Source organism: Amycolatopsis solani (assembly GCF_033441515.1).
Taxonomy (GTDB): domain Bacteria; phylum Actinomycetota; class Actinomycetes; order Mycobacteriales; family Pseudonocardiaceae; genus Amycolatopsis; species Amycolatopsis solani.
The window spans coordinates 1,231,027-1,253,722 of sequence record NZ_JAWQJT010000002.1 but is presented as its reverse complement, the minus strand read 5'-3'; the positions used below and the strand labels follow the sequence as shown (position 1 = coordinate 1,253,722).

Below are 22,696 nucleotides of genomic sequence, written 5' to 3'. Positions count from 1 at the left end.
GCAGTCTAGCCGTGGCGGAAGCACAACGTGCCCCACTGGAAGCCCGCGCCGATCGACGACACCACGTACGTGTCACCCGGACGGACCGCGCCCGAGCCGAACCGTTCGTGCAGGGCCGTGAACACGCCCGCCGAACCCGTGTTGCCCAGCGTGTCGACGGTGATCGGGGCGCGGGAACGCGGGATGGACAGCTTGTCCAGTGCCGCCGTGAGGATGTTCAGGTTGGCCTGGTGCAGGAAGAAGTGCGTGACCTCCTCCACCGGCACGCCCGCGTCGTCCGCCGCCCGGAGGATGCTGTCCGGCAGGCAGCGGGTCGCCGTGGTCCAGACCGCGCGGCCGTTCATCTTCAGGTACTCGCCCGGTGCCGGGATCTCGACGTCGTACGACAGCTCCGCGCCGAAGTCCCAGCCCAGCAGGCCCGCTCCCGGCGCGGCCCGGGTGAGGACCGCCGCGCCCGCCGCGTCGCCGAAGAACACCCTGGTCGTGCGGTCGGCCGGATCCGTCACCCGGGACGCGCAGTCCGCCGCCAGCACCAGGACCGTGCGCGCCGCCGAGGTCTGCAGCAGGTGCGCGGCCAGGAACAGCGCCTGGACCCCGTTGGCGCACGCCGCCTGCGTGACGTCGAGGGTCAGCGCGCGGCCGGCGCCGAGCAGTTCCTTCACGATCAACGCCGTCGAAGGCAGGGGCTGGTCGGAGGTGTAGGTCCCGACGATGATCGCGTCGAGGTCGCGGGGCGTGACGCCGGCCGCGTCGAGGGCCGGCCGGGCGGCGGCCGCGCACATGTCCGAGGTGGCGCGGTCCGGGGCGAGGCGGCGGCGGAAGCGGATGCCGGTGCGGCTGACGATCCACTCGTCCGACGTGTCCAGCGTCGACGCCAGTTCGGCGTTGGTCACGACCTGCGGCGGCAGGTGGACGCCGGTGCCGGTGATCGCCACCGGCACGGGGAGCGCGGTCACCGCGCACCGCCCGCGTAGACGTCGCGCGACGGGTGGAGCTGCTGGTCGAGGTCGGTGTAGAACCGGCCCGACGCGCACGGGTGGCCGAGCAGGATGCGGCGGGCCGCTTCGCCGCACAGGGCGCCGCCGAGCGCGACCCCCGAAGCCAGCTGCGGCCAGCTGCTCAAGGTGCGGCCCAGCTCGCCGAACGACGCCGCCAGCTCGGGGCTGATCCGGCCGGCGTCCACCATGGCCAGGATCAGCTCGGTCCGGGACTGCGCGGTCAGCTCCAGCACGTCGACGGACTTCACGTCGCCGAGCAGGCCGTGCAGCAGCGGCCGGTCGGGTTCGTGGTCGAACCGCTCGACGTCGAGCATGCCGCGGTCGTTGCAGTCCATCACGACCGGGATGCCGAGGTCGCGGGCGTACTCGCGCGCCGCGATCTTCACCCACGGCGTGTCGCACTCCTCGACGAGCAGGTCGAGCCCGCCGGCGAAGAACCGTTCGATCGTCTCCGGGGTCAGCCCGGCCCGCTCGATCTCGATGTCGAGGTACGGGTCGATCTCGGCCATCTGCCGCGCCGACAGCACGGCTTTGTTGACGCCGAGGTCGTGCAGCCCGCCGCGCAGCCGGTTCATGTTGGACAGCCCGAAGTCGTCGAAGTCGGCCAGCTTGAACGCGCCGCCGATGCCCTCCAGCGCGAACGTCAGCGCCGCGCTGTTGCCGACCGACAGGCCGATGACGCCGATCCGCTTGCCGAGCAGCCGCCGCTGGTCCGGGCGCTCGATGCGGCCGCGGTTGCGGTCGGTGCGGACCAGGCGGAACTCTTCGCGGGGCAGGACGTGCACCAGCCGCCCCGACCACGGGTACCACGCCCAGGTGCCGTACTCCCACGGCTCGGCGCCGGCCAGTTGCTCACGCTTCTTGCGCGCGACCTCGGTCGCGTCGCGGCACGCCGGTTCGCGGCTGCGCACCAGTTCGGTGAGCTGCTCGTCGATCGTGTCGTGGACTTCGCGGACGGCACCGGACGCCAGCAGCGCGTCGAGATCGGCCGCGGTGTGCAGGACCGGGCGGAAGGTGTCGCGGTCGGGCGCGGCGGCGCCGCTCAGCGTGACCGGAGCGGGGCGGCGCACCGGCGGCGCGGGCCGCAGCGGGCCCGCGCCCGCGGCGGCGATGACCGGGAACTCCTCGCGCAGCCGGGTGATCAGGTCGTGGTGCTGCCCACCGCCGTCGGCGACGCGGTGGAGCATGATCACGACGTCTTCGGTGTACTGCGGCACGTAGCGGCGGGTGCCGCGGACGGGCCGGAAACCGAAGCGCTCGTGGAAGCGGTCCTGGCCGTCCTTCGTGCCGGAGGTGCCGATCATCGCCCGCGCGCCGAGGTGGTGGGCCGCGGCGATGGCCAGCGCGTTGAGGTGGAGGCCGAGCCCGAGCTTGCGGGCGCGGTGCTCGACCACGAGCCTGCTGTGCTCGAACACGTCCGCGGCCGGGAACCCTTCGGCCGCGAGGAGTTCTTCGTAGTCCTCGTCACCGAGGAAGTCCCGGGACTGGAAGCGTGCGCTCGTGTCCGGAGTGGACAGCCGGATGTAGCCCAGCGGCGGGCCGCCGGGACTGCGCCGCGCGATGAAGTGCCAGGCTCCGAAGTCCAGGTCCTGGTCGTCGGCGTGGGAGCCGTCCGCGCGGCGGAACGCGGGGCGGCGGCCGTGGTCGAACAGGATGCGGGCCCGCAGCGCGCGGACGGCGTCGAGCAGGGACAGGTCGCCGTCGCCCGGCCGCGGTCCGGGGAACGCGGTGACGTGCCAGTCGGGCAGGTCCGGCGCGGGCTCGCGCAGGCCGGGGTGGTTCAGGTGGATCAAGAGTCGCCTTTTCCGGAGATCGGGGCGGCGAAGAGACGGCCGCCCGCGAGGAGGACCTGGCCGGCGTGGTCCGGACCAGAGCGGCGGAACAGTAGCAGCGCACCGCCGTACCCGGCCCGACGACGGCGGAGGGCCTCGACGGGCTCCGGAAATCCTTTACCCACGCGGGAAATCGACATCGCGTGACATCGCGTGCCCGTGACCGGTGAAGATCATCGGGGTCGCGCCACTCGAACGAGTGGTGGGTGTTCGCCCAGTGCGACAGGGCCGAAGGACGGCAATCGCGGGTTCCCCCACCGGCTTCACCCCGGCGGGGGAGAGATCATCGCCCGGACCGTCCGAAGCGGACGGCCGGGCCGGCGCCCGGTCCCGGATGACGGGACCGGGCGCGGGGGAGTCAGTCCGCTTCCGGGAAGTGGATGTCGGTGACGTGGACGTCCACGACCTCGACGTCGAGGCCCAGGTACTGCTCGACGGCGTCGATCACGGCGACCCGGATCTGCTCGCCCAGTGCCTTGACCGCGTGGCCGAAGTCGATCACCAGCGGGATGGTGATCCAGGCGACGTCGTCGGCGAGCTCGATCGTGATGCCGTCTTCGGCGACGCTGTGCACGCCTTCGGCCTTGGCGGCGACGCGGGTGACGATCTTCGCGACCACCCCGTCGGCCACCGTGGTGCTGCCGCGGGTACCGGCGGCGGGCCGGGTCTCGGTCTCGGCGGCGGCCGCTTCGGTGATCACGGCTTCGGCCTCGGCGACGACGGCCTCGGCGGCCGGTTCGGCTTCGGCGGCCGCTTCGGTCTCGGCGGCCGGCTCGGCTTCCGCGACCGGCTCGGCGTCTTCTTCGGTGACGACGGCGTTGGGGTCGGTGTCGTCCTCGGCGACGTCGGCGGCCGGGTCGTCCTCCGTGGAGTCCTCTTCGGCTTCGGCGCTGTCCTCTTCGGAGTCCGCCGCGTCCTCGGCGCTGTCGGTGTCGCTGTCCTCGTCGGTGTCGCTGTCGACGGCGACGTCTTCGGCGGTTTCCTCGGCCGTCTCGGGCTCGGGTGCGGAATCCGTGTCTTCGGCGCTGTCGGCCGGGGCGACGGCGACCACGGGTTCGGGCTCGGCGCTGCCGTAGGCGTACTCGCCGGAGCTGGGGTTTTCGTTCTTGGGGCGGCCGAAGATGCTGTTGATGACGTCGGACATGGTTTCCCTTCCCGGGGAGCGACGACTCACTGTGAGGACGACTAGACGGCGCCACTATAGGGTGAACCTGTGACGCGCGGCACAGGCCCCCACCTTCGAGACTCGCTTGTGTCCCAACGGATATCCGGCGCTCGCCGGGCTGATCACCGTCCGTCAGGGCCGGTTCGGCGATCCGTGATGACCGGCCGGAAATGGCGTCCAAGAATTGTCCACTTTCCGGCTCGTGGACATTTCTTTCAGCCGGTCCGGAATAGGTGCGCGGGAACGCTCGAACCCACCGCGCGATATCCGGCGGGGTTGAGGTGCAGGTGGTCACCGACGTCGTAGGCGGGCAGCAGCCGGGCTGGGAGCGCCGGGTCGCGGGCCACGCGATCGAAGTCCAGAACCGCGTCGAAATGGCCGGGCTCGCGGATCCACGCGTTCACCCGCTGCCGTGCCGCTTCGCGCTCCGGTGCGTCGTAAGCCGTGTTGCCGCCGAAGGGGGTCAGCGTCGCGCCGTAGACGTCGATGCCGGCGGCGTGGGCGCGGACCAGGATCTGGTCGTAGGCGTCGATCAGCTGCCCGGCCACGTCCGCGGCGTCGGCCGGGGTGGCCGTGCCGATGTCGTTGACGCCCTCGAACACGATCGCCCGGGAAACACCGCTCTGGGCTAGCAGATCGCGGTCCAGGCGCGCGAGCACGTTCGGGCCGAGGCCGTCCTGCAGCACGCGGTTGCCGCCCGCGGCCTGGTTGAGCACCGCCGTCGGCACCCGTGCGGCGAGGACGTCGGGCCAGCGGTCGTTGCCGTTCGTCGTCGAGCCGCGGCCGTCGGACAGCGAGTCGCCGATGATCGCCACCGCCGAAACCGGGGACAGCACTTCGACTCCGCTCAGGAAGTACCAGTGGTCCACCGGGGTCGCGCCGGTCAGATCCGCCGCCGCCACCTGGTCGCCGGGCACCAGGTACGACGTCGTCCGCGACCCCGGGTGCGAGGTGATCGCGAGGGAAGCCTGGCCCCGCGCCAGGTACGTCGTCACGGTGATGTTCTCGAAGGGCCGCACCGGGAACGGGAGCGGGTCCGAGACCACCTGCGCGCCCACCGGCACGACCGTGGCCGCCTTGCCGTGGAACGTCACCGGCAGCACGCTGCCCGGGACGACCGAGGACACCCCGGCGGCACCGGCCACCGGCCGTGCCACCGTGACCGCCGAAAGCGGCAGCGGCGCGCCGCCGAAGGCGTTCGAAAACCGCAGGCGGATCCGGGGCCCGCCCGCCGTGACGTGCGCCGTCTGCCGCAGGGAAGCGTTGTCCAGCACCCGGTCCGTGCCCGTGTACGGCGCCGGCGGCAGGTTCGACGGCTCGGTCAGCTGCGGCATGGCCGTCCACGTCGCCACCCAGTGCGACGACGGCGGACGGCCCGAGGCGCCCACGAACAACGCGGTCAGCAGCGCCAGCACCGCGATCAGCGAAGTGCGTCTCACAACGAGAACTCCGGGGCCAGGACCCGGTCGAAGCCGACGTGCCGGCGCGGCCCGGTCAGCGTGCAGTGCAGGGTGGCGACGATCTGTTCGCTCGAAGTCCCCACGCGCAGCTCGACGTCGCCCGGGTCGACCTGGCGGCGGCCGGCCCGGCCGGTGTAGGACGTCAGGTCCGCGTGCAACCCGATGTCCAGCACCGCCGTCGCACCCGGGGCCACCGTGACGCGGCGGGCCGCGATCAGCTGGCGCTCCGGCCGCGCGACCTCGGCCACCGGGTCGTGCAGGTACACCTGGACGACTTCGGACGTCTCGCGCTCGTGGTCGTTGCGCAGCGTCACCCGGACCCGGCAGACCCCGTCGGTCGGCCAGAGCGAGCCCGTCGCGCTGACGTCCAGCCAGGTCACCGGTGCGTAGGAAAGGCCGTGGCCGAACGGGAACAGGGGAGTGGGGTCGACCGTGCTGACCTCGCTGCGCCGGGCGAGCGGCGCCGCGAGGTAGGTCGACGGCTGGCTCGCGCCGGCCGCCGGGAAGCTCACCGGCAGGCGGCCGGCCGCGTCGATCCGTCCGGTGAGGACGTCCGCCAGCGCCGGCGCGCCCTCCTCACCGGGGTAGAACCCGCACACCACCGCGGCCAGCCGGGGGAGCTGGCGGGAAAGCTCGTACGGCCGCCCCGAAAGCAGCACCACGACGACCGGCTTGCCGGTGTCCAGCAGGGCGTCCAGCAGTTCCTCCTGCCGGCCGGGCAGCCGCAGGTCGGGCGCGTCGCAGCCTTCGCCGGACGTGCCGCCGCCGAACAGCCCGGCCCGGTCGCCCAGCACGGCCACGCAGACCGCCGCGTCGGCGCACGCCGCCACGGCTTCCGCGATCCCGTCATCGTCCCCGCCGGTGACCGGGCAGCCGAGGGCGTAGGTGACGTCGTGCGAAGACCGCAAGGCCTCCACCACGGTCGGCACCGAAACGCCGAACGGGACGTCGGGGTGGTGGACGCCGACGTGCAGCGGGAACGAGTAGCAGCCGAGCATCGCGCCCGCCGCGTCCGCGCGCGGCCCCACCACGGCGAGGTTCGCGCCCGCCGCGAGCGGGAGCGTGCCGTCGTTGTGCAGCAGCACGATCGACTTTTCGGCCACCTCGCGTGCCAGCGCCCGTGAGGCGGCGTCGTCGAGGTCGATCTCCTCCGGCACCTCGGGTGTCCAGTCCGCGTCGAGCAGGCCCAGCTCGCACTTCTGCCGCAGCACCCGTTCGAGGGCGCGGTCGACGGCGGCGGCGTCGACCGCACCCCCCTCCACCGCGGCGAGCAGCGGCTCGCCGTAGCAGTCCATGGTGGGCAGTTCCACGTCGATGCCCGCGGTGAGCGCCTGCCCGGCGGCGTCGCCGCGGTCGGCCGCGACGCCGTGCAGCCGGTGCAGGAACGCCACCGAGAAGTAGTCGGCGACGACCGTGCCGTCGAAGCCGTAGGTGTCCCGCAGCAGGCCGGTCAGCAGCGTGGCGTCGGCGGCGGACGGGACGCCGTCGGTGTCGGTGTAGGCGTTCATCACCGACCGGGCCCCCGCGCGCAGCGCCAGCTCGAACGGCGGGAGCAGGACGTCCGCGATCTCCCGCGGCCCGGCCGAAACCGGCGCCAGGTTGCGCCCGGCGCGTGAAGCCGAGTAGCCGACGAAGTGCTTGAGGGTCGCGACGATGCCGGCCGATTCGAGCCCGGCGACGTAGGCGCTGCCGATCGTGCCGACCAGGTACGGGTCCTCGCCGATGGTCTCCTCGACGCGGCCCCAGCGCAGGTCGCGGGCGACGTCGAGGACCGGCGCCAGCCCTTGGTGCACGCCGAGGCCGCGCATGGTCAGGCCGATCCGCGTTGCCATGCGGCGCACGAGGTCCGGGTCGAACGTCGCACCCCACGACAGCGGCGCCGGGTAGATCGTGGCCTGCCAGGCCGCCAGCCCGGTCAGGCATTCCTCGTGCACCACGGCGGGGATCCCGAACCGGCTGCCGGCCACGATCTGCCGCTGGGTGCGCGCCAGGCTGCGCGCGCCGATCACCGGGTCGACCGGGCGGGTGCCGAACACGCGGGTCAGCTGCCCGATGCCGTGCCGGACCAGGTCGTCGAAGTCGAGGGCCGGGTCGACGAATTCGTGCTGGTGCGGGGCCATCTCACCGCCGGAGTCGATGCCGACCCAGACGCCGTAGAGCTGGGCGAGCTTTTCGCGAAGCGTCATGCGCGAAAGCAGCGTGCGGACTCGTTCGCCCGGGTCGGCGTTGGCGTCGCGCCACGGCTCCGGCGCCGTGGTGGGCTGGGTTGTCAAGGCTTCCGCCTTCCGTTTGTCAGGAAAGAGAGTCAGGAGAGGGCCCGGGTCGAGTGCCGCACCACGAGGCCGGTGTCGAGGGTGACGTGGGTGCGCTCGACCTCTTCGCCGTTGATCAGCGCGATGAGCACGCTGATCGCCCGGCGGCCCATCTCGCGGATCGGCTGGTCCACTGTGGTCAGTGGCGGGCTGCAGAGCGCGGACTCGGGGACGTTGTCGAAACCCACGACGGACAGGTCGTCCGGCACCGAAAGCCCGAGCTCGCGGGCGGCGCCGACGGTCGCGATGGCCGAGATGTCGTTCGCGGCGAAGACCGCGGTCGGGCGGTCCGGGCCGGTCAGCAGGTCGTGCGCGGAGGCCGCGGAGATCTCCGGGTCGTAGGCGCCGATCCGGATCAGGTTTTCGTCGGCGGGCACGCCCGCGGCCGCGAGTGCCCGCAGGTAGCCCGCCTTGCGCAGCGACGCCGATTCGAGGTCGGGCCGCCCGGAGAGGAACGCGATCCGCCGGTGCCCGAGCTCCAGCAGGTGCTCGGTGGCCAGCTGCGCGCCGCGGAGGTTGTCGGAGTCGATGGTCGGCAGGTGGGACGGGCCGGTGTGCGGGTCGACCGCGACCACCGGCGTGCCGGGCACGGCTTCCAGCGACACGGCGGGCGTGACCAGCACGGCGCCGTCGACGAGGGTGCCGGAAAGGCGTGAGAGGTAGCGCTTTTCCCAGCCCGCCGGATCGCCGGTGCGTCCGCCGGCGGAGTAGACGACGAGCTCGAAACCGCTGCCGCGGATGGCGTCCGCGGCTCCCTTGAGCAGCTCGGTCGAGAACGGTTCGAGGTCGGCGACCAGGATCCCGATGACGTTGGTCCGGTGGTTTCTCAGGCTCTGGGCCACGAGGCTGGCCTCGTAGCCGAGTTCTTCGATGACCGCGCGGACACGGGCGAGCGTCGCGGCGGAAACGCCGTAGCGCTCGTTGATCACTTTGGAAACCGTGGCCACCGAGACACCGGCACGCGCCGCGACGTCACGGATGGTCACCCTCGAGCTGGGCTGCATCGGCTCAGACTAGCCATGTAAAACGTTATCGACAACGATTGACATCCGATTTGCCCCGGAGCAAACTCTTCGCCAACCCGGGCGCAGTCGCGCCCCGTCCAACTCGGCCGAAGTCGTCAGGAGTGGACCCACGATGTTCGCGAAGCACAGAATCCCCGTCCTCGCGGCCTTGGCCGCCGTCGTCCCGCTCGCCCTTTCGGCGTGCAGCGGCGGGACCGAAGCGCCCGCGCAGCCGAGCGGGCCGGTCACCCTCACGTGGTGGCACAACGGCACCACCGACCCGATCAAGTCGATCTGGGAGAAGGTCGTCGCCGACTACCACCAGGCGCACCCGGACGTCACGATCAAGGCCCAGCCGCTGCAGAACGAGGACTTCCCGACGAAGGTCCCGCTCGCGCTGCAGGGTGCCGAGCCGCCGGACGTCTACCAGTCCTGGGGCGCCGGTGACCTGGCCTCCCAGATCACCTCGGGCAAGGTCGCCGACATCACCGAGTTCACGAAGCCGTGGATCACCCAGACCACCGGAAAGTTCGGGGAGAACTGGCAGGTCGACGGGAAGCAGTACGGCGTACCGTTCGAGCAGCACTTCGTCGGCTTCTGGTACCGCAAGGACCTCTTCCAGCAGGCCGGGATCACCACCCCGCCGAAGACGATGGACGAGCTGAACACCGCCGTCACGCAGCTGAAGGCCAAAAACATCGCGCCGATCGCGGTCGGCGGCAAGGACCGCTGGCCCGACGCCTTCTACTACAACTACTTCGCGATCCGCGAATGCTCCATCGACGTGCTCAAGCAGTCGGTGAAGGCGGTCAAGCTCGAAGACCCGTGCTGGACGAAGGCCGGGCAGGACCTGAAGAACTTCCTGGCCACGCAGCCCTTCCAGACCGGGTTCGCCGGTACGCCGGCGCAGCAGGGCGCGGGCAGCTCCGCCGGCCTGGTCGCCAACGGCAAGGCGGCGATGGAGCTACAGGGCGACTGGGAACCCGGCACGATGTCGTCGCTGACCGAGGACAAGCAGCTGGATTCGAAGGTCGGCTGGTTCCCGTTCCCGTCCGTGGCGGGCGGGCAGGGCGACCCGGCGGCGGTGCTCGGCGGCGGTGACGGGTTCGCCTGCACCACCCGCGCGTCGAAGGCGTGCGCGGACTTCCTGCAGTACCTGGGCACCGAGCCGGTGCAGACGCAGCTCGCGGCCCAGGGGGCGGGCCTGCCCGTCAACACCGTCGCGGCGAAGTCGCTGAAGACCGACACGCTGCGGGCCGTCTACGACTACGGCACGAAGGCGCCGTACCTGCAGATGTACTTCGACCGGGCGTTCCCGACCGCGGTCGGTGCGGCGTTGAACGACGCGGTGGCGAACATGTTCGCCGGCCAGGGCACCCCCGAAGGCATCGTGACCGCCGTCAACCAGGCCGCGGCGGGCAACAAGTGACCACGGCGACGACGCCGGTGCGGACGGCGGCGCGGCCGTCCGCACCGGCGCCGGGCCGCCGGGCGAAACGGTCCGGCCTCGGCAAACGGCTCGAGCTGGCGCTCCTGCTCGGGCCGGCCCTGCTGGTGTTCGTCGGCTTCGTCCTGGTGCCGATCGGGATCGCGGCGTTCTACAGCCTGTTCGAGTGGAACGGCTTCGGCCCGCTCGACGACTTCATCGGTCTCGACAACTACGCCGACGCCTTCAAAGGCGGCGTGTTCCAGGGCGCGATCGTGCACAACCTGATCATCGCCGGCCTGTCGATCGTCGTGCAGCTGCCGCTGTCGATCGGGCTGGCGATGCTGCTCAACCGGAAGCTGCGCGGACGCGCGGTGCTGCGGGCGCTGGTGTTCGCGCCGTACGTGCTGTCCGAGGCGATCACCGCGGTGATCTGGGTGCTCATGCTCCAGCCGAACGGGTTCGCCGACCAGGTGCTCAAGGGCGCCGGGCTCGGCGGCCTGGTCCACCAGTGGCTGGCCGACCCGGGCATCGTGCTCTACACGCTGTTCGCGGTGATCACCTGGAAGTACGTCGGCTTCGGCATCATCCTGCTGCTGGCCGGTCTCCAGGGCGTGCCCGCCGAGCTGCGCGAAGCGGCGGCGCTCGACGGCGCGTCGGCCTGGCAGATCACCCGGCACGTCGTGCTGCCGCTGCTCGGGCCGACGATCCGGATCTGGATCTTCCTGTCGGTGATCGGGTCCCTGCAGCTGTTCGACATCGTGTGGATCATGACCACGGGCGGGCCGGCGAACGCGTCGACGACGATGGCGACCTACCTGGTGGACCACGGCTTCAAGCGCTACGAGTTCGGGTTCGGCTCGGCCGTCGCGGTGATCCTCTTCGTCATCTGCTTCGTGTTCGCCCTGCTGTACCAGCGGTTCGCGCTGCGCCGCGACACCCAGGGCGCCCTGACCAGGATGGTGGGCTGATGCGCTCGCGCAGGTTCGGCATGGCGACGGGGTACCTCGCGGCGATCGTCGTGCTCGGGGTGACCGTGGTGCCGCTGCTGTTCGTGGTGTTCGGCGGGTTCCGCACCAACGCCCAGATCAACTCCGACCCGGCCGGGCTGCCCGGCCCCTGGGTCACGGACAACTACGCTTCGGTGCTCGGCTCGAGCGCGTTCTGGACGTTCCTCGGCAACAGCGCGCTGATCGCGGTGATCGCCACCGCCGTCGCGGTCGGGCTGGGCTCGATGGCCGGGTTCGCGCTTTCGCGGTACCAGTTCAAGGGCCGGGAGGCGCTGTACACGCTGTTCACGCTCGGCCTGCTGTTCCCGCTCACCGTGGCGACGCTGCCGCTGTACCTGTGGCTGCGGCAGCTGGGCATGCTCGAAAGCTTCTGGGGGGTCGCGATCCCCGAGGCGGCGTTCTCGCTGCCGGTCACGATCGTGATCCTGCGGCCGTTCATGCACGCCATCCCCGGCGAGCTCGAGGACGCCGCCGTGCTCGACGGCGCCACCCGGCTCGGCTTCTTCTGGCGGATCCTGCTGCCGCTCTCGACGCCGGCCCTGACCACGGTCGCCGTGCTCGCCTTCGTCACCAGCTGGAACGCTTACCTGCTGCCCTTGCTCGTGTTCAACGACTCCGCGCACTTCACGCTCCCGCTCGGCGTCGCGACTTTCCAGTCCCAGTACTCCCAGGACACCGCCCGCGTGCTCGCGTTCACCGCGCTGTCGATGATCCCGGCGCTCGCGTTCTTCGTGCTCGCCGAACGGCGCATCGTCGGCGGGCTGACCGGATCCGTGAAGGGCTGATTCAGGAGGTCTGACGTGCTGTCGGAGGTCCATCGCCGTACCTTCTTGCAGTTGCTCGCCGTGGCCGGAGCCGGTTCGGCCCTGCCGGGCCTCGCCGAGGCCGGTACCGGATTTCCCTTGGTGTCGCGGGGAAAGGCCGCGACCATCGTCGTGAGTTCTGGTGATCTGCCGGGGGTCCGCCGGGTCGTGGGCGACCTCGCGGCCGACGTCGAACGCGTCACCGGCGTCCGCCCGGTGGTGTCGGGTTCCGTCCCGGACCACGGGCCGGTGGTGCTGGTCGGCACGCTCGGGCACAGCCCGGCGGTCGACGCGCTGGTCGCGGCCGGTCGCCTGGACGTGGCGGGGATCGCGGGGAAGTGGGAGACGTCGCTGAGCCAGGTCGTCGACGGGCGGCTCGTGCTCACCGGCAGCGACCAGCGCGGCGTGATCTACGGCGTCTACGAGGTTTCGCGGCGGATCGGCGTTTCGCCGTGGTACTGGTGGGCCGACGTGCCCCCGCGGCGCCAGGCGGAACTGCACCTGCCGGGGGAGCGGTTCAGCCTCGGCACCCCGCACGTCAAGTACCGCGGGTTCTTCATCAACGACGAGAACCCGGCGCTCGGCACCTGGGCGCCGGAGTACTTCGGGCCGGGCCTCGCGCCGGGCTACCCGGGCGGCTTCAACCGCCTGTTCTACGCCAAGGTGTTCGAGACGCTGCTGCGGCTGCGGGCCAACTACCTGTGGCCGGCGGTGTGGGGGCGCGCCTTCGCCGAGGACGACCCGCTCAACCACGCCACGGCGAAGGAGTACGGCGTCGTCATGGGCACCTCGCACGAGGCGCCGATGATGCGCGGCATCGAGGAGTGGAACCGGCACGCGACGCCGGGCCACGATCCGTACGGCGGCACGGGGGAGTGGAGCTTCCGGCGCAACGGGGACGCCATCAAGGCGTACTGGACCGACGGCATCCGCCGGATGGCGCGCGAGGGCTTCGAAGGCGTCGTCACGCTCGGCATGCGCGGCAACGGCGACGTCAGCCTGCCCGACGGCGACGGCATCGAGCTGATGCGCGAAATCCTCGCGGCCGAGCGGGACATCCTCGCGCGTGAGCTGAGCACCGACGTCCCGCAGGTGTGGACGCTCTACAAGGAGGTCCAGCGGTACTGGGCGAAGGGACTGCGGCCGCCGGACGACGTGATCGTCGTGTTCACCGACGACAACTGGGGCAACATCCGCAAGCAGCCGGACCTCTCGCTGCCGCCGCACCCGGGCGGGTACGGGCTCTACTACCACTTCGACTACGTCGGGGGCGGGCGCAACTACAAGTGGGTCGACACGGCGCTGCTCGCCAACACGTGGGAGCAGCTGAACCAGGCCACCGCCTACGGGAACGACCGGCTGTGGGTGGCCAACGTCGGCGACATGAAGGGCAACGAGCTGCCGCTGCAGTTCTTCCTCGATTACGCCTGGAACCCGTCGGCTTGGCCCGTTTCGCGGTTGCCCGCCTGGGAGCGGGAGTTCGCCGCGGAGAACTTCGGCCCGGCACTGGCGGCCGAGATCGCTGGCGTGCTGCACGACTACGGGCGGCTGCAGTCGCGGCGCAAGCCCGAGCTGCTGAACCGGCGGATCACCCTGGCCCCGGACGGCACGATCACCTACGACGACCAGGCGACGCCGTTCAGCCTGGAGAACTACGGCGAGCTGGACCGGGTCACCGCGGAGTGGCAGGACCTGGCGGCGCGGGCCGCCCGGATCTCGGTGCCCGCGTCCTTCCGGGACGCCTACTACGAACTGGTTTTGTACGAAGTCGAGGCGTCGGCGAACCTCTACGCGCTGCGGCGCGCGGAGTTCACGAACCTCTTGTATGCGGCCCAGGGGCGGGCTTCGGCGAACGGGCTCGCGGCGGTGACCGAAGCCCGGTTCGCCGACGACCTGGCGCTGGCGGCGAAGTACAACACCGGCGTCGCGGGCGGGAAGTGGAAGGGCTTCCAGACCCAGCCGCACATCGACTACGGCGACGTCGAGCGGTACGGCCCGAACGCGCCCTGGCAGCAGCCGGAGCTGAACAACGTGGCCCTGCCGGACGTGATCTTCCCGGCGGTGCGCCGCATCGACGTCCCTTCGGCGGCTTCGCTGGGGGTGGCGGTCGACGGGTCCCTCGAGGCGTGGCCGGGGGCCGCGGGACGGCCGGTGCTGCCGGAGTTCAGCCCGTGGCAAAGCGCGCCGGCGCAGTACATCGACGTGTTCAACCGCGGGCGGACGCCGTTCCGCTGCACGGTCACGCCGGGAGCGTCGTGGGTGCGGGTCGAGCCGCGGGGCGGACGGGTGGAGGAGGAGCTGCGGATGACCGTGCGCATCGACTGGGCCCGTGCGCCCCGGGGCACGACGACGGTGCCGATCACGGTGTCCGGCGCCGGCTCGTCGGTGGTGGTGGACGCGGTGGTGCGGCACGAGGACCTGCCGGCCCCGTGGCGCCGCGGCTTCGTCGAGGCGGGCGGGTACGTGTCGGTCGAGGCCGGGCACTGCAGCGCGAACGTCGGCGCGTCGGGTACGTCGTGGCGGCGGATCCCGGACCTGGGCATGACCCCGTTCCCGGTGACGGCGGCGAGCCGGGCCCCGGGAACGGGACCGCGCCTGGAGTACCGGATGACGCTGTTCACGACCGGCCCGGTCACGGTGTGGGCCCGCCTTTCCCCGCGCAGTAACGTCCTGACGGGCGACGGCCTGCGCTACGCGGTCTCGTTCGACGACGCGGACCCGCAGGTCGTGAACATCACGAAGGCCACGGGCGCCGACGACACGGCGATGAACCGCCAGTGGGAGCGGACGACGTCGGACAACGTGAACCTGACGTCGACGGCGCACGTGGTGACCGAGGCGGGCCCGCACGTGCTGAAGTTCTGGATGGTGGACCCGGCGGTGGTGCTGCAGAAGCTGGTGGTGGACACGGGTGGGCTGCGGCCGAGTTACCTGGGCCCGCCGGAGAGCATGCGGTGGCCGGGATGAGCCGGGCCCGGAATCGACCAGGGGGAGGCTTCGGGCGGCCTCGCGACGCGGGGGTTGCCGTCGCGGGCGTGCGGCGGCTGGGCGGTCCGGCCGCACTTGCCTGCGGGTGCTGGCCCGCGGTGAAGGTGTCTGCTCGGCCCGCTTCGCCCGCCGTGAGGTCTCGTGCGGCCCGCTGCGCCGACCCGAGTGGGCGCGCGGGGGTTGCCGTCGCGGGCGTGCGGCCGCTGGGCGGATCGGCTGCGCCTGCCCGCGGGTGCTGGCCCGCGGTGAATGTGGCTGCTCGCCCCGCTTCGCCCGCCGAGAGGTCTCGTGCGGCCCGCTGCGCCGACCCGAGGCGCCGCGCGGGAGTTGCCGTCGCGGGCGTGCGGCGGCTGGGCGGTCCGGCCGCATCTGATTGCGGGCGCCGGTTCGCGGTGGGGGTGGCTACTCGGCCCGCTTCGCCCGCCGCGAGGTCTCGTGCGGCCCGCGGCACCGACGCGAGTGGGCGCGCGGGGGTTGCTGTCGCGGGCGTGCGGCGGCTGGGCGGTCCGGCCGTACCCGCTCGTGGGTGGCGGTTCGCGGTGGGGGTGTCTGCTCGCTCCGCTTCGCCCTCCGTGAGGTCTCGTGCGGCTCGTCGCCCCGACCCGAGGCGCCGCGCAGGAGTTGCTGTCGCGGGCGTGCCGCGGGTGGCCGCACCCTCTCGTGGGTGGCGGGCGACCCTCGCCACCCCTCCCGGTCACCGCACGCCGGCCGGAAGGACTTCGCGGGCGGGCGCCGCCGTGCTGTGGCGGACCACCAGGCTCGTCGCCAGCTCCACCCGGTGGCTCTCCGGGTGGACCCCGCGGGCCAGCGAAATCGCCAGGCGCGCGCCCGCCGCGGCCATTTCCTGCAGGGGCTGGCGGATCGTCGTCAGCTCCGGGGTCAGCCAGCGGGCGATCGGCAGGTCGTCGAAACCCACCACGCTCAGGTCGTCCGGGATGCGCAGGCCCGCGCCGCGGGCGGCCTCGTACACGCCGAGGGCCTGCAGGTCGCTGCCCGCGAACACCGCCGTCGGGCGGTCGGGGAGGGTGAGCAGTGATGCCAGCTCGCGGTAACCCGAGCGGACGTGGAAATCGCCGCGGCGGACCAGGGCCGGGTCGAACGCCAGGCCCGCCGTCTCCAGTGCCGTGCGGTAGCCGTCGATCCGCGCCCGGCTGCACAGCACCCCTTCCGGGCCGCCGATCATCGCGATCCGGCGGTGCCCCAGCTCCACCAGGTGACGGGTCGCGGTCAGGCCGCCCTGCCAGTTCGTGGCCCCGATCGAGGGCGTCTCCGGGCCCGGGGCGCCGGCCGGGTCGACGACGACCAGCGGGATGTCGCGGGCGCGCAGCTTGGCCAGCTGCCCGCCGGTGAAGTCCGAGCACACCGACACGATGCCGACCGGACGGCGGGCGAGGACGCTCTCCAGCCAGCTCTGGCCGGGCGTGTGCCGTCCCGACGATTCCGCAAGCACGACCGCCATTCCGTTTTCGCGGGCGACGCACTCGACCCCGCGGATGATTTCGAGCGCCCACGTGCTTTCGAGTTCGTGGAACATCAGTTCCAGCAATCTCGAACGGCGGGACCGTTCGTCGGCCCGGCGGCGGTAGCCGTATTTCCCGATGACCGCTTCCACCCGGGCCCGGGTGCTTTCGGAGACGTCGGGGCGACCGTTCAGCACTTTCGAAACTGTCGGCACGGAAACGCCGGTCTCGGCGGCGATCCTGGCGATCGTGACCCGGGACGCGGTCGGCTCGAGATCCTCGGACTTCGTTGTCATGAGGGATATTCTAGGTCATCGAAACCTGATTTGAAATGCTCGAAAGTTTCGGCACGACATTGTCAACGGAAGGATCAGGATGCTGAGAAGAATTCCGAAGAAACGCGCGCTGGTGGTGCTCGCGGCCGTCGCCGGTATCGCGGTGTGGCAGGCGCCGGCGGCTTCCGCGTCGGTTCCGCTGCAATACACCACGAACCGGTACGTCGGCAGCGCGGTGGCCGCGTCGTACCTGGCGTCCGAACCCGATTACCGGGCCGTGCTGACCCGGGAATTCGACAACGTCACGCCCGAGAACGAGATGAAGTGGGGGACCGTCGAGGCCGTTCGCGGGCAGTACGACTGGTCGGGCGCGGACGCGATCGTCCAGTACGCCCAGCAGCGCCACAAGACGATCCGCGGGCACACGCTCGTCTGGCACTCGCAGCTGCCCGACTGGGTGGCCGCGCTGCCCGCCGACGAGCTGCGCCGCGTCCTCAAGGACCACATCACCACGGAAGTGAAGCGGTACCGCGGGAAGATCCGTGCCTGGGACGTCGTCAACGAGATCTTCAACGAGGACGGCACGCGGCGCGACACGGTGTTCCGGCAGAAGCTCGGGGACGGCTTCGTGGCCGACGTCTTCCGCTGGGCGCACGCGGCCGACCCGAAGGCGACGCTCTACATCAACGACTACAACATCGAAGGCCGCAACCCCAAGAGCGACGCCGTGTACGACCTGGTGAAGACACTGCGGCGGCAGGGCGTGCCGATCGGCGGCGTCGGGGTCCAGGCGCACCTGTCGACCCAGTACGGCTTCCCGGCGGAGTACCGGGCCAACCTGGCGCGGCTGGCGAAGCTCGGCGTGGACGTCGCCATCACGGAGGCGGACGTCCGCATCCCGACCCCGGCCGACCCGGCGAGGCTCGCCACCCAGGCGAGCTACTTCGGCCAGTTGTGGGACGGCTGCCAGGCGGTCCGCCGCTGCGTCGAGTTCACGACGTGGGGCTTCACGGACCGGCACTCCTGGGTGCCGGACGTGTTCCCGGGCGAGGGCGCGGCCTGCCTGTTCGACGAGAACCTGCGCCCGAAACCGGCCTACACCCGCATCAACCCCTGACCGGACCGGGACGCAGGCCCCGGGCGGCGAGCGCCGCGAGGATGCGGGGTACCGCCTCGACGGTGGCCGGGCGGCCTTCGTGCATCAGCACGACGCCGTCCGGCTCCACCGCCGAAGCCGCGGTGACGATCTCGTCTGCGGAACACCCCGCCCAGTCGCGGGTGTCGACGCTCCACAGCACCTCGGTGAGCCCGTGCCCGGCCGCGACGGCCGCCACGGCCGGATCGGTGTCGCCGTAAGGCGGCCGGAACAGCTCCGGGCGGATGCCGGTCAACGCCGTCAGCAGCTCCTGCGTCCGGCGGACCTCCCGGTCGCGGGCGGCGGTGTCCAGCGACGTGAGCCGCGGGTGCGTCCACGTGTGGTTGCCGATGCCGTGGCCCGCGGCGGCGATCGCCCGCACCAGGTCCGGGTGCGCCGCCGCGTGCTCGCCCCACAGGAAGAACGTCGCCCGCACCTCGCCGAGGGCGGCCAGCAGGGCCGGCGTGGTCGACGGGTACGGGCCGTCGTCGAAGGTCAGCGCGACTGCGTTCACCCGGTCAAGGTCACCCGGCGCGGCCGCGGTGGCAAGGACTTTCGGCGGGGTTTCGTCAGCGGGCCAGTGCGGCGAGCCGCTTCGGGGTCGGCCAGCGGACGTTCCACGCCCAGCCGAGCTTCTCGAACGCCCAGATCACCCGGGCCGAGACGTCGATCTGGCCGCGCAGGACGCCGTGGCGGGCCGACGTCGGGTCCGCGTGGTGGGTGTTGTGCCAGGACTCGCCCATCGACAGGATCGCCAGCGGCCAGAAGTTCGCCGAGCGGTCACGGCTGGCGAACGGGCGCTCGCCGATCATGTGGCAGATCGAGTTGACCGACCACGTCACGTGGTGCTGGAAGGAGATCCGCGCCAGGCCCGCCCAGAGGAACGCGGTCAGCGCGCCCCACCACGAGAGCGTGAGCAGGCCGCCGAGCAGCGGCGGGAGCAGCAGGCTCACCACCACCCACAGCGGGAACAGCCGGTCGACGACGCGCAGGTCGCGGTCGGCCGCCAGGTCCGGGGCGAACCGGTCGACGTTGGTCTTGTCGCGGCCGAACAGCCAGCCCATGTGGGCGTGCCAGAACCCGCGGGCGAGCGCCACCGCGGAGGTGCCGAACAGCCACGGCGAGTGCGGGTCGCCCTCGCGGTCGGAGAAGGCGTGGTGCCGCCGGTGGTCGGCGACCCAGCCGATCACCGGGCCCTGCGCCGCGAGGCCGCCGGCGATGGCCAGCGCGATCCGCAGCGCCCGCTTCGCGCGGAAGGCGCCGTGGGTGAAGTAGCGGTGGTAGCCGACGGTCACGCCGAGCGTCGACACCACGAAGAACGCGCCGCCGATGGTGAGGTCCAGCCAGCTGACGCCCCAGCCCCAGAACACCGGGACGGCGGCGGCGAGCGCGACGAAGGGAACCAGCAGGAACGTGCGGATGGTGATCAGCTCGGCGACGGTCTGGCGGCCGGAGAGCACGGGTTTGGGTACCGGGCGGGGAGCCTTCACGGAGGCGGTCATGCACTACTCGATTCGAGGATCTCGGCGCGCGGGACGGGGCCTCGCGCGGGAGGCCGGGGAGCGGGATCACCCGGCGATCAGCGGTCTGCGGTGGGCCGGGCGCTGCGCCGCTCCTGCCGGCGATCGGCCCGGTGGTCCGGGGCCTCGCCGCGGCCGGGGCGAAGCCGCCGGACGAGGTCGACGGCCTCGGACGCGAGAGCGCGGCCGGCCCGGACGCCGGCTCACGAGGATGCTCTCGTCCCGTCCCACGTTACCCGATCGTTGTGAATCCGCAGTGTGGCCGCGCGTGGCGGCACGGACGAAAGAAGGCCCCCGCCCAGTGGGCGGGGGCCTTCAGGTGCCTCGTGGCTCAGATGACGCTGACGCGCTGGGCCTGCGGGCCCTTCTGGCCCTGGCCGATTTCGAACTCGACGCGCTGGCCCTCGTCGAGCGACTTGAAGCCGGTGCCCTGGATCTCGGAGTAGTGGACGAACACGTCCGGACCCCCGCCGTCCTGGGCGATGAAGCCGAAGCCCTTTTCACCGTTGAACCACTTGACACTGCCCTGAGCCATACCAATACCTACTCTTTGTTAGTGAGCCGGAGCGTCCCGTTCGGACGTCCCGGTCTCGAGCCCATTCTCGCACTACTCCCCGTACCCGGGTCAAACCCCCCAGTCGGGGCGCAGCGGCATACCCATGCCGCCGGCGCTGTCGGTGCGCACCCCGAGCACCTGGTGCAGCTCGATCTCCCGCCGTTCGAACGCCAGCCGGCAGGCCGCGAGGTAGAGCGCCCACACGCGGCTGCGCCCGGCGCCCGCCTCGCCGACGGCCTCGTCCCAGTGCTCGGCGAGGTTCTCGCACCACCCGGCCAGCGTCAGCGCGTAGTGCTCCCGCAGGTTCTCCGAGTGCCGGACCTCCAGGCCGCTGTCGTGCATGGCCGTGACGATCTCGCCCGGCGCCTCCAGCTCGCCGTCCGGGAAGACGTAGCGGTCGATGAACCCGCGCGAGCGGTGGGCGACGCTGCTGTCCGGGTTGGTGATGCAGTGGTTGAGCAGCCGCCCGTGCGGCTTGAGCTTGGCCGCCAGGAAGCGGAAGTAGCCGGGCACGTTGCGGGCCCCGATGTGCTCGGTCAGGCCGATCGAGGAGATCGCGTCGAACCCGGTTTCGGTGACGTCCCGGTAGTCGAGGTGCCGGATTTCGGCGCGGTCCGCGAGGCCGAGTGCGACGATGTTCTTCTGCGCCCACTGCGCTTGTTCACGCGAAAGTGTGACACCGATGGCCTCGACGCCGTAGTGCCGGACGGCGTGCGCGACCATGCCGCCCCACCCGCAGCCGACGTCGAGCAGCCGCATCCCCGGCTGCAGGCCGAGCTTGCGGCAGACCAGGTCGAACTTGTTGGCCTGCGCTTCCTCCAGGGAGGCGTCCGCGGTCGGGAACACCGCGCAGGTGTAGGCCATCGACGGGCCGAGGACCAGCTCGTAGAACCGGTTGGAGACGTCGTAGTGGCTGGCGATGGCCTCGCTGTCGCGTTCCTTCGAATGGCGCAGCGCGGTCAGCCCGCGGCGGAACCGGCTCGGGTGCTCCTCGGCGGGCGGCTTGACCAGCCGCAGGTGGCCGGGGCCGAGCTTGCGCAGCAGCCACAGCCGGTCGGCCGCGGTGAGCTGGTCGACCTGGGCCGACAGCGCGTGCAGCGCGGTGTAGAGGTCGCCGGTGACGTCCAGCGCGCCGGCGACGTACGCGCGGGCGAGGCCGAGGTCGCCGGGGGAGGACATCAGGTAGTCCAGCGCCAGCGGCGACCGGACCTGGATGGCCACGGGTGCGTCGGCCGGGCCGCTGCTGCTGCCGTCGTAGGCGGTGATCGACACGGTGGCGCGAGGGCCGAGGAGCCGCTCGAAGACTTCGCCGACCGTGGTGCTTGCCTGGGTCACGTTCGTTCCTTTCAGCGGCGGCGGACGCATTTTTCGTAGAGGCCGAGCAGCCGCTCGCCCGGATCGTAGGCCCGCTTGAGCTCGGCGTAGGCGTCACCGTTGTAGAGCCGCCAGAACTCGTCTTCGGAGTAGAAGCTGTCCGAATAGAGCGACTTGTGCCCGCCGAGCCGGGTGACCTCGGCTTCGATCATCCGGTTGTGCACACCGTCGCGCTCGCCCGGGTCGAGGGGTACTGACGACCAGAACCCGAAGTTGACGTAGAGCTCGGCCGGGTCGAGCTCGTACAGCGGCCAGCGAACGCCGCCCGGGCGCTGCTTCAGCGGGCAGATCCAGACCGGGCTGATCGGGATCTCCCGCTCGAAGAACTCGAGGAACTCCGCGGCCCTCGCCAGCGGCACCTCGATGTCCTGCACGATGGTTTCCTCCGGCGGCAGGCGCCGGAGCTTGAGCAGCCGCTCGGCGATCTTGAACCGGCGGTCGAGCGCGACGGCCTTCCAGTACACCGACGACCGGAGCAGGCGGCGCCCGAGCAGCAGCCGCGGCAGCTTGTGCTGCACGCCGAACGCCCGCGAGCACCAGAACCAGTCGGTGTCCCAGCGCCAGAGGTAGTCGCGGACGGTGAGGTGGTCGGTCTCCCGCTCCCGGATGGACCGGTAGTAGATGTCCAGCCAGGTGTAGTCGCTGGTTTCCGGCGCGGATCCGGTGAAGGTACCCAGCGTCAGGTAGAGCTCGTCGGGACCGAAGACCGTGCCGTCGACGAAGTCCTGCTCGCCGTTCGCGCACACCTCGCCCAGCGCGCGGAAGAAGCTGTCCCGGTCGTGGTAGCGGACGTGGCGCAGTTCGACGTACGGCTTGACCGGTTCGAGCAGGATCTTGAGCCGCAGCGCGTAGCCGAGGGTGCCGTAGGAGTTGGGGAAGCCGTGGAAGAGGGCACTGTGCTCGTTGTCCGGCGTGGCGACGACGATGCGGCCGTCACCGGTGAGGATCTCGAGTTCGAGCACCGACTCGTGCGGCATGCCGTTGCGGAACGACGAGGACTCGATGCCGAGCCCGGTGACCGCGCCGCCGAGGGTGATGGTCTTGAGCTGGGGCACGACCAGCGGCATCAGCCCGTGCGGCAGGGTGGCGTCGACGAGCTGCTCGTAGGTGACCATCCCCTCGACGTCGGCGGTGCGGGTCGCGGGGTCGACTCGCAGCACGTGGCTGAACCCGGAGACGTCCAGGCCCGGGTGCCGCGTGGCGGCCCGCGAGCGGAACAGGTTCGAGGTGCGTTTCGCCAGCCGGACGGTGGCTTCGCCGCTGATCTCGGTGAGCTGCCGGCGCAAGGCGTCGACGCGGGCTTCGTGCTCGGGGAACGCCGGGCCCGGACGGGCTTCGGGCACCCCGGCCTGATCGATGGTCACGTCTCGATCCTGCC

Annotated in this window: 17 protein-coding genes; 5 read left to right on the top strand and 12 right to left on the bottom strand. The window is 71.7% G+C overall.

The genetic code is table 11. The features are described from left to right. Nucleotides 1-5: 5 nt before the first annotated feature. From SD460_RS26310 to SD460_RS26285, 6 genes are all read right to left on the bottom strand, one after another. Nucleotides 6-956 (bottom strand): 3-oxoacyl-ACP synthase III family protein, encoded by a 951-nt coding sequence (locus SD460_RS26310; protein WP_290057598.1) that lies wholly within the window; start codon nt 954-956, stop codon nt 6-8. After that, complete coding sequence (locus SD460_RS26305; RefSeq protein WP_318306869.1) at nt 953-2,791, bottom strand: ThiF family adenylyltransferase; 1,839 nt, start codon at nt 2,789-2,791, stop codon at nt 953-955. The genes SD460_RS26310 and SD460_RS26305 overlap by 4 nt, the downstream gene beginning before the upstream one ends. Before the next feature lie 397 nt (nt 2,792-3,188). Further along, nucleotides 3,189-3,974: an Asp23/Gls24 family envelope stress response protein gene (locus tag SD460_RS26300; RefSeq protein WP_290056176.1), complete on the bottom strand. Its 786-nt coding sequence runs from the start codon at nt 3,972-3,974 to the stop codon at nt 3,189-3,191. Between the two features lie 236 nt (nt 3,975-4,210). Next, entirely contained in the window at nt 4,211-5,434 is a 1,224-nt protein-coding gene (locus tag SD460_RS26295; protein WP_318306868.1) for an SGNH/GDSL hydrolase family protein, read from the bottom strand. Continuing rightward, entirely contained in the window at nt 5,431-7,728 is a 2,298-nt protein-coding gene (locus tag SD460_RS26290; protein WP_318306867.1) for a beta-xylosidase/alpha-l-arabinosidase, read from the bottom strand. The genes SD460_RS26295 and SD460_RS26290 overlap by 4 nt, the downstream gene beginning before the upstream one ends. A 32-nt stretch (nt 7,729-7,760) precedes the next feature. Beyond that, entirely contained in the window at nt 7,761-8,771 is a 1,011-nt protein-coding gene (locus tag SD460_RS26285; RefSeq protein ID WP_318306866.1) for a LacI family DNA-binding transcriptional regulator, read from the bottom strand. A 133-nt stretch (nt 8,772-8,904) separates the two neighbouring features. On the opposite strand from SD460_RS26285, the gene SD460_RS26280 reads away from it, so the two are divergent. From SD460_RS26280 to SD460_RS26265, 4 genes are read left to right on the top strand one after another with little or no spacing between them, the layout of a single operon-like run. Then, nucleotides 8,905-10,200 (top strand): extracellular solute-binding protein, encoded by a 1,296-nt coding sequence (locus tag SD460_RS26280; RefSeq protein WP_290056186.1) that lies wholly within the window; start codon nt 8,905-8,907, stop codon nt 10,198-10,200. Continuing rightward, nucleotides 10,197-11,168 (top strand): carbohydrate ABC transporter permease, encoded by a 972-nt coding sequence (locus tag SD460_RS26275; protein WP_318306865.1) that lies wholly within the window; start codon nt 10,197-10,199, stop codon nt 11,166-11,168. Before SD460_RS26280 ends, SD460_RS26275 begins: the two co-directional genes overlap by 4 nt. Next, nucleotides 11,168-11,992, top strand: a complete 825-nt coding sequence (locus SD460_RS26270) for a carbohydrate ABC transporter permease (RefSeq protein ID WP_290056187.1) — start codon at nt 11,168-11,170, stop codon at nt 11,990-11,992. Before SD460_RS26275 ends, SD460_RS26270 begins: the two co-directional genes overlap by 1 nt. 60 nt (nt 11,993-12,052) lie before the next feature. Then, complete coding sequence (locus SD460_RS26265; protein ID WP_318307211.1) at nt 12,053-14,977, top strand: glycosyl hydrolase 115 family protein; 2,925 nt, start codon at nt 12,053-12,055, stop codon at nt 14,975-14,977. Nucleotides 14,978-15,692: 715 nt separating this feature from the next. Here SD460_RS26265 and SD460_RS26260 read toward each other — a convergent pair. Next, a complete protein-coding gene (locus SD460_RS26260) occupies nt 15,693-16,754 on the bottom strand; it encodes a LacI family DNA-binding transcriptional regulator (RefSeq protein ID WP_290056189.1) in 1,062 nt (353 codons plus the stop codon). Between the two features lie 79 nt (nt 16,755-16,833). Here SD460_RS26260 and SD460_RS26255 point away from each other — a divergent pair, with 79 nt between their 5' ends. Then, the gene (locus SD460_RS26255; protein ID WP_290056190.1) at nt 16,834-17,850 is read left to right on the top strand and encodes an endo-1,4-beta-xylanase; all 1,017 of its coding nucleotides are present in this window, start codon (nt 16,834-16,836) and stop codon (nt 17,848-17,850) included. Here the strand turns inward: SD460_RS26255 and SD460_RS26250 are convergent. From SD460_RS26250 to SD460_RS26230, 5 genes are all read right to left on the bottom strand, one after another. Next, nucleotides 17,840-18,382 (bottom strand): polysaccharide deacetylase family protein, encoded by a 543-nt coding sequence (locus tag SD460_RS26250; protein ID WP_318306864.1) that lies wholly within the window; start codon nt 18,380-18,382, stop codon nt 17,840-17,842. The genes SD460_RS26255 and SD460_RS26250 overlap by 11 nt on opposite strands. Before the next feature lie 55 nt (nt 18,383-18,437). Beyond that, complete coding sequence (locus tag SD460_RS26245) at nt 18,438-19,370, bottom strand: acyl-CoA desaturase (protein ID WP_290056192.1); 933 nt, start codon at nt 19,368-19,370, stop codon at nt 18,438-18,440. 349 nt (nt 19,371-19,719) lie between these two features. Then, nucleotides 19,720-19,923, bottom strand: a complete 204-nt coding sequence (locus tag SD460_RS26240) for a cold-shock protein (protein ID WP_086680104.1) — start codon at nt 19,921-19,923, stop codon at nt 19,720-19,722. 90 nt (nt 19,924-20,013) lie between these two features. Further along, nucleotides 20,014-21,309 carry an SAM-dependent methyltransferase gene (locus tag SD460_RS26235; RefSeq protein WP_290056195.1) on the bottom strand — a complete coding sequence of 432 codons (1,296 nt, stop codon included), beginning with the start codon at nt 21,307-21,309 and terminating at the stop codon, nt 20,014-20,016. Continuing rightward, nucleotides 21,291-22,682 carry an FAD-binding oxidoreductase gene (locus SD460_RS26230; protein WP_290056196.1) on the bottom strand — a complete coding sequence of 464 codons (1,392 nt, stop codon included), beginning with the start codon at nt 22,680-22,682 and terminating at the stop codon, nt 21,291-21,293. Before SD460_RS26230 ends, SD460_RS26235 begins: the two co-directional genes overlap by 19 nt. Nucleotides 22,683-22,696 lie beyond the last annotated feature (14 nt).

Excerpts from the sequence above, each read along its gene's own strand:
- SD460_RS26300 (WP_290056176.1), bottom strand. The coding sequence starts at position 3,974 with ATGTCCGACGTCATCAACAGCATCTTCGGCCGCCCCAAGAACGAAAAC.
- SD460_RS26255 (WP_290056190.1), top strand. The coding sequence starts at position 16,834 with ATGCTGAGAAGAATTCCGAAGAAACGCGCGCTGGTGGTGCTCGCGGCC.
- SD460_RS26270 (WP_290056187.1), top strand. The coding sequence starts at position 11,168 with ATGCGCTCGCGCAGGTTCGGCATGGCGACGGGGTACCTCGCGGCGATC.
- SD460_RS26260 (WP_290056189.1), bottom strand. The coding sequence starts at position 16,754 with ATGACAACGAAGTCCGAGGATCTCGAGCCGACCGCGTCCCGGGTCACG.
- SD460_RS26280 (WP_290056186.1), top strand. The coding sequence starts at position 8,905 with ATGTTCGCGAAGCACAGAATCCCCGTCCTCGCGGCCTTGGCCGCCGTC.
- SD460_RS26245 (WP_290056192.1), bottom strand. The coding sequence starts at position 19,370 with ATGACCGCCTCCGTGAAGGCTCCCCGCCCGGTACCCAAACCCGTGCTC.
- SD460_RS26240 (WP_086680104.1), bottom strand. The coding sequence starts at position 19,923 with ATGGCTCAGGGCAGTGTCAAGTGGTTCAACGGTGAAAAGGGCTTCGGC.
- SD460_RS26285 (WP_318306866.1), bottom strand. The coding sequence starts at position 8,771 with ATGCAGCCCAGCTCGAGGGTGACCATCCGTGACGTCGCGGCGCGTGCC.
- SD460_RS26235 (WP_290056195.1), bottom strand. The coding sequence starts at position 21,309 with ATGCGTCCGCCGCCGCTGAAAGGAACGAACGTGACCCAGGCAAGCACC.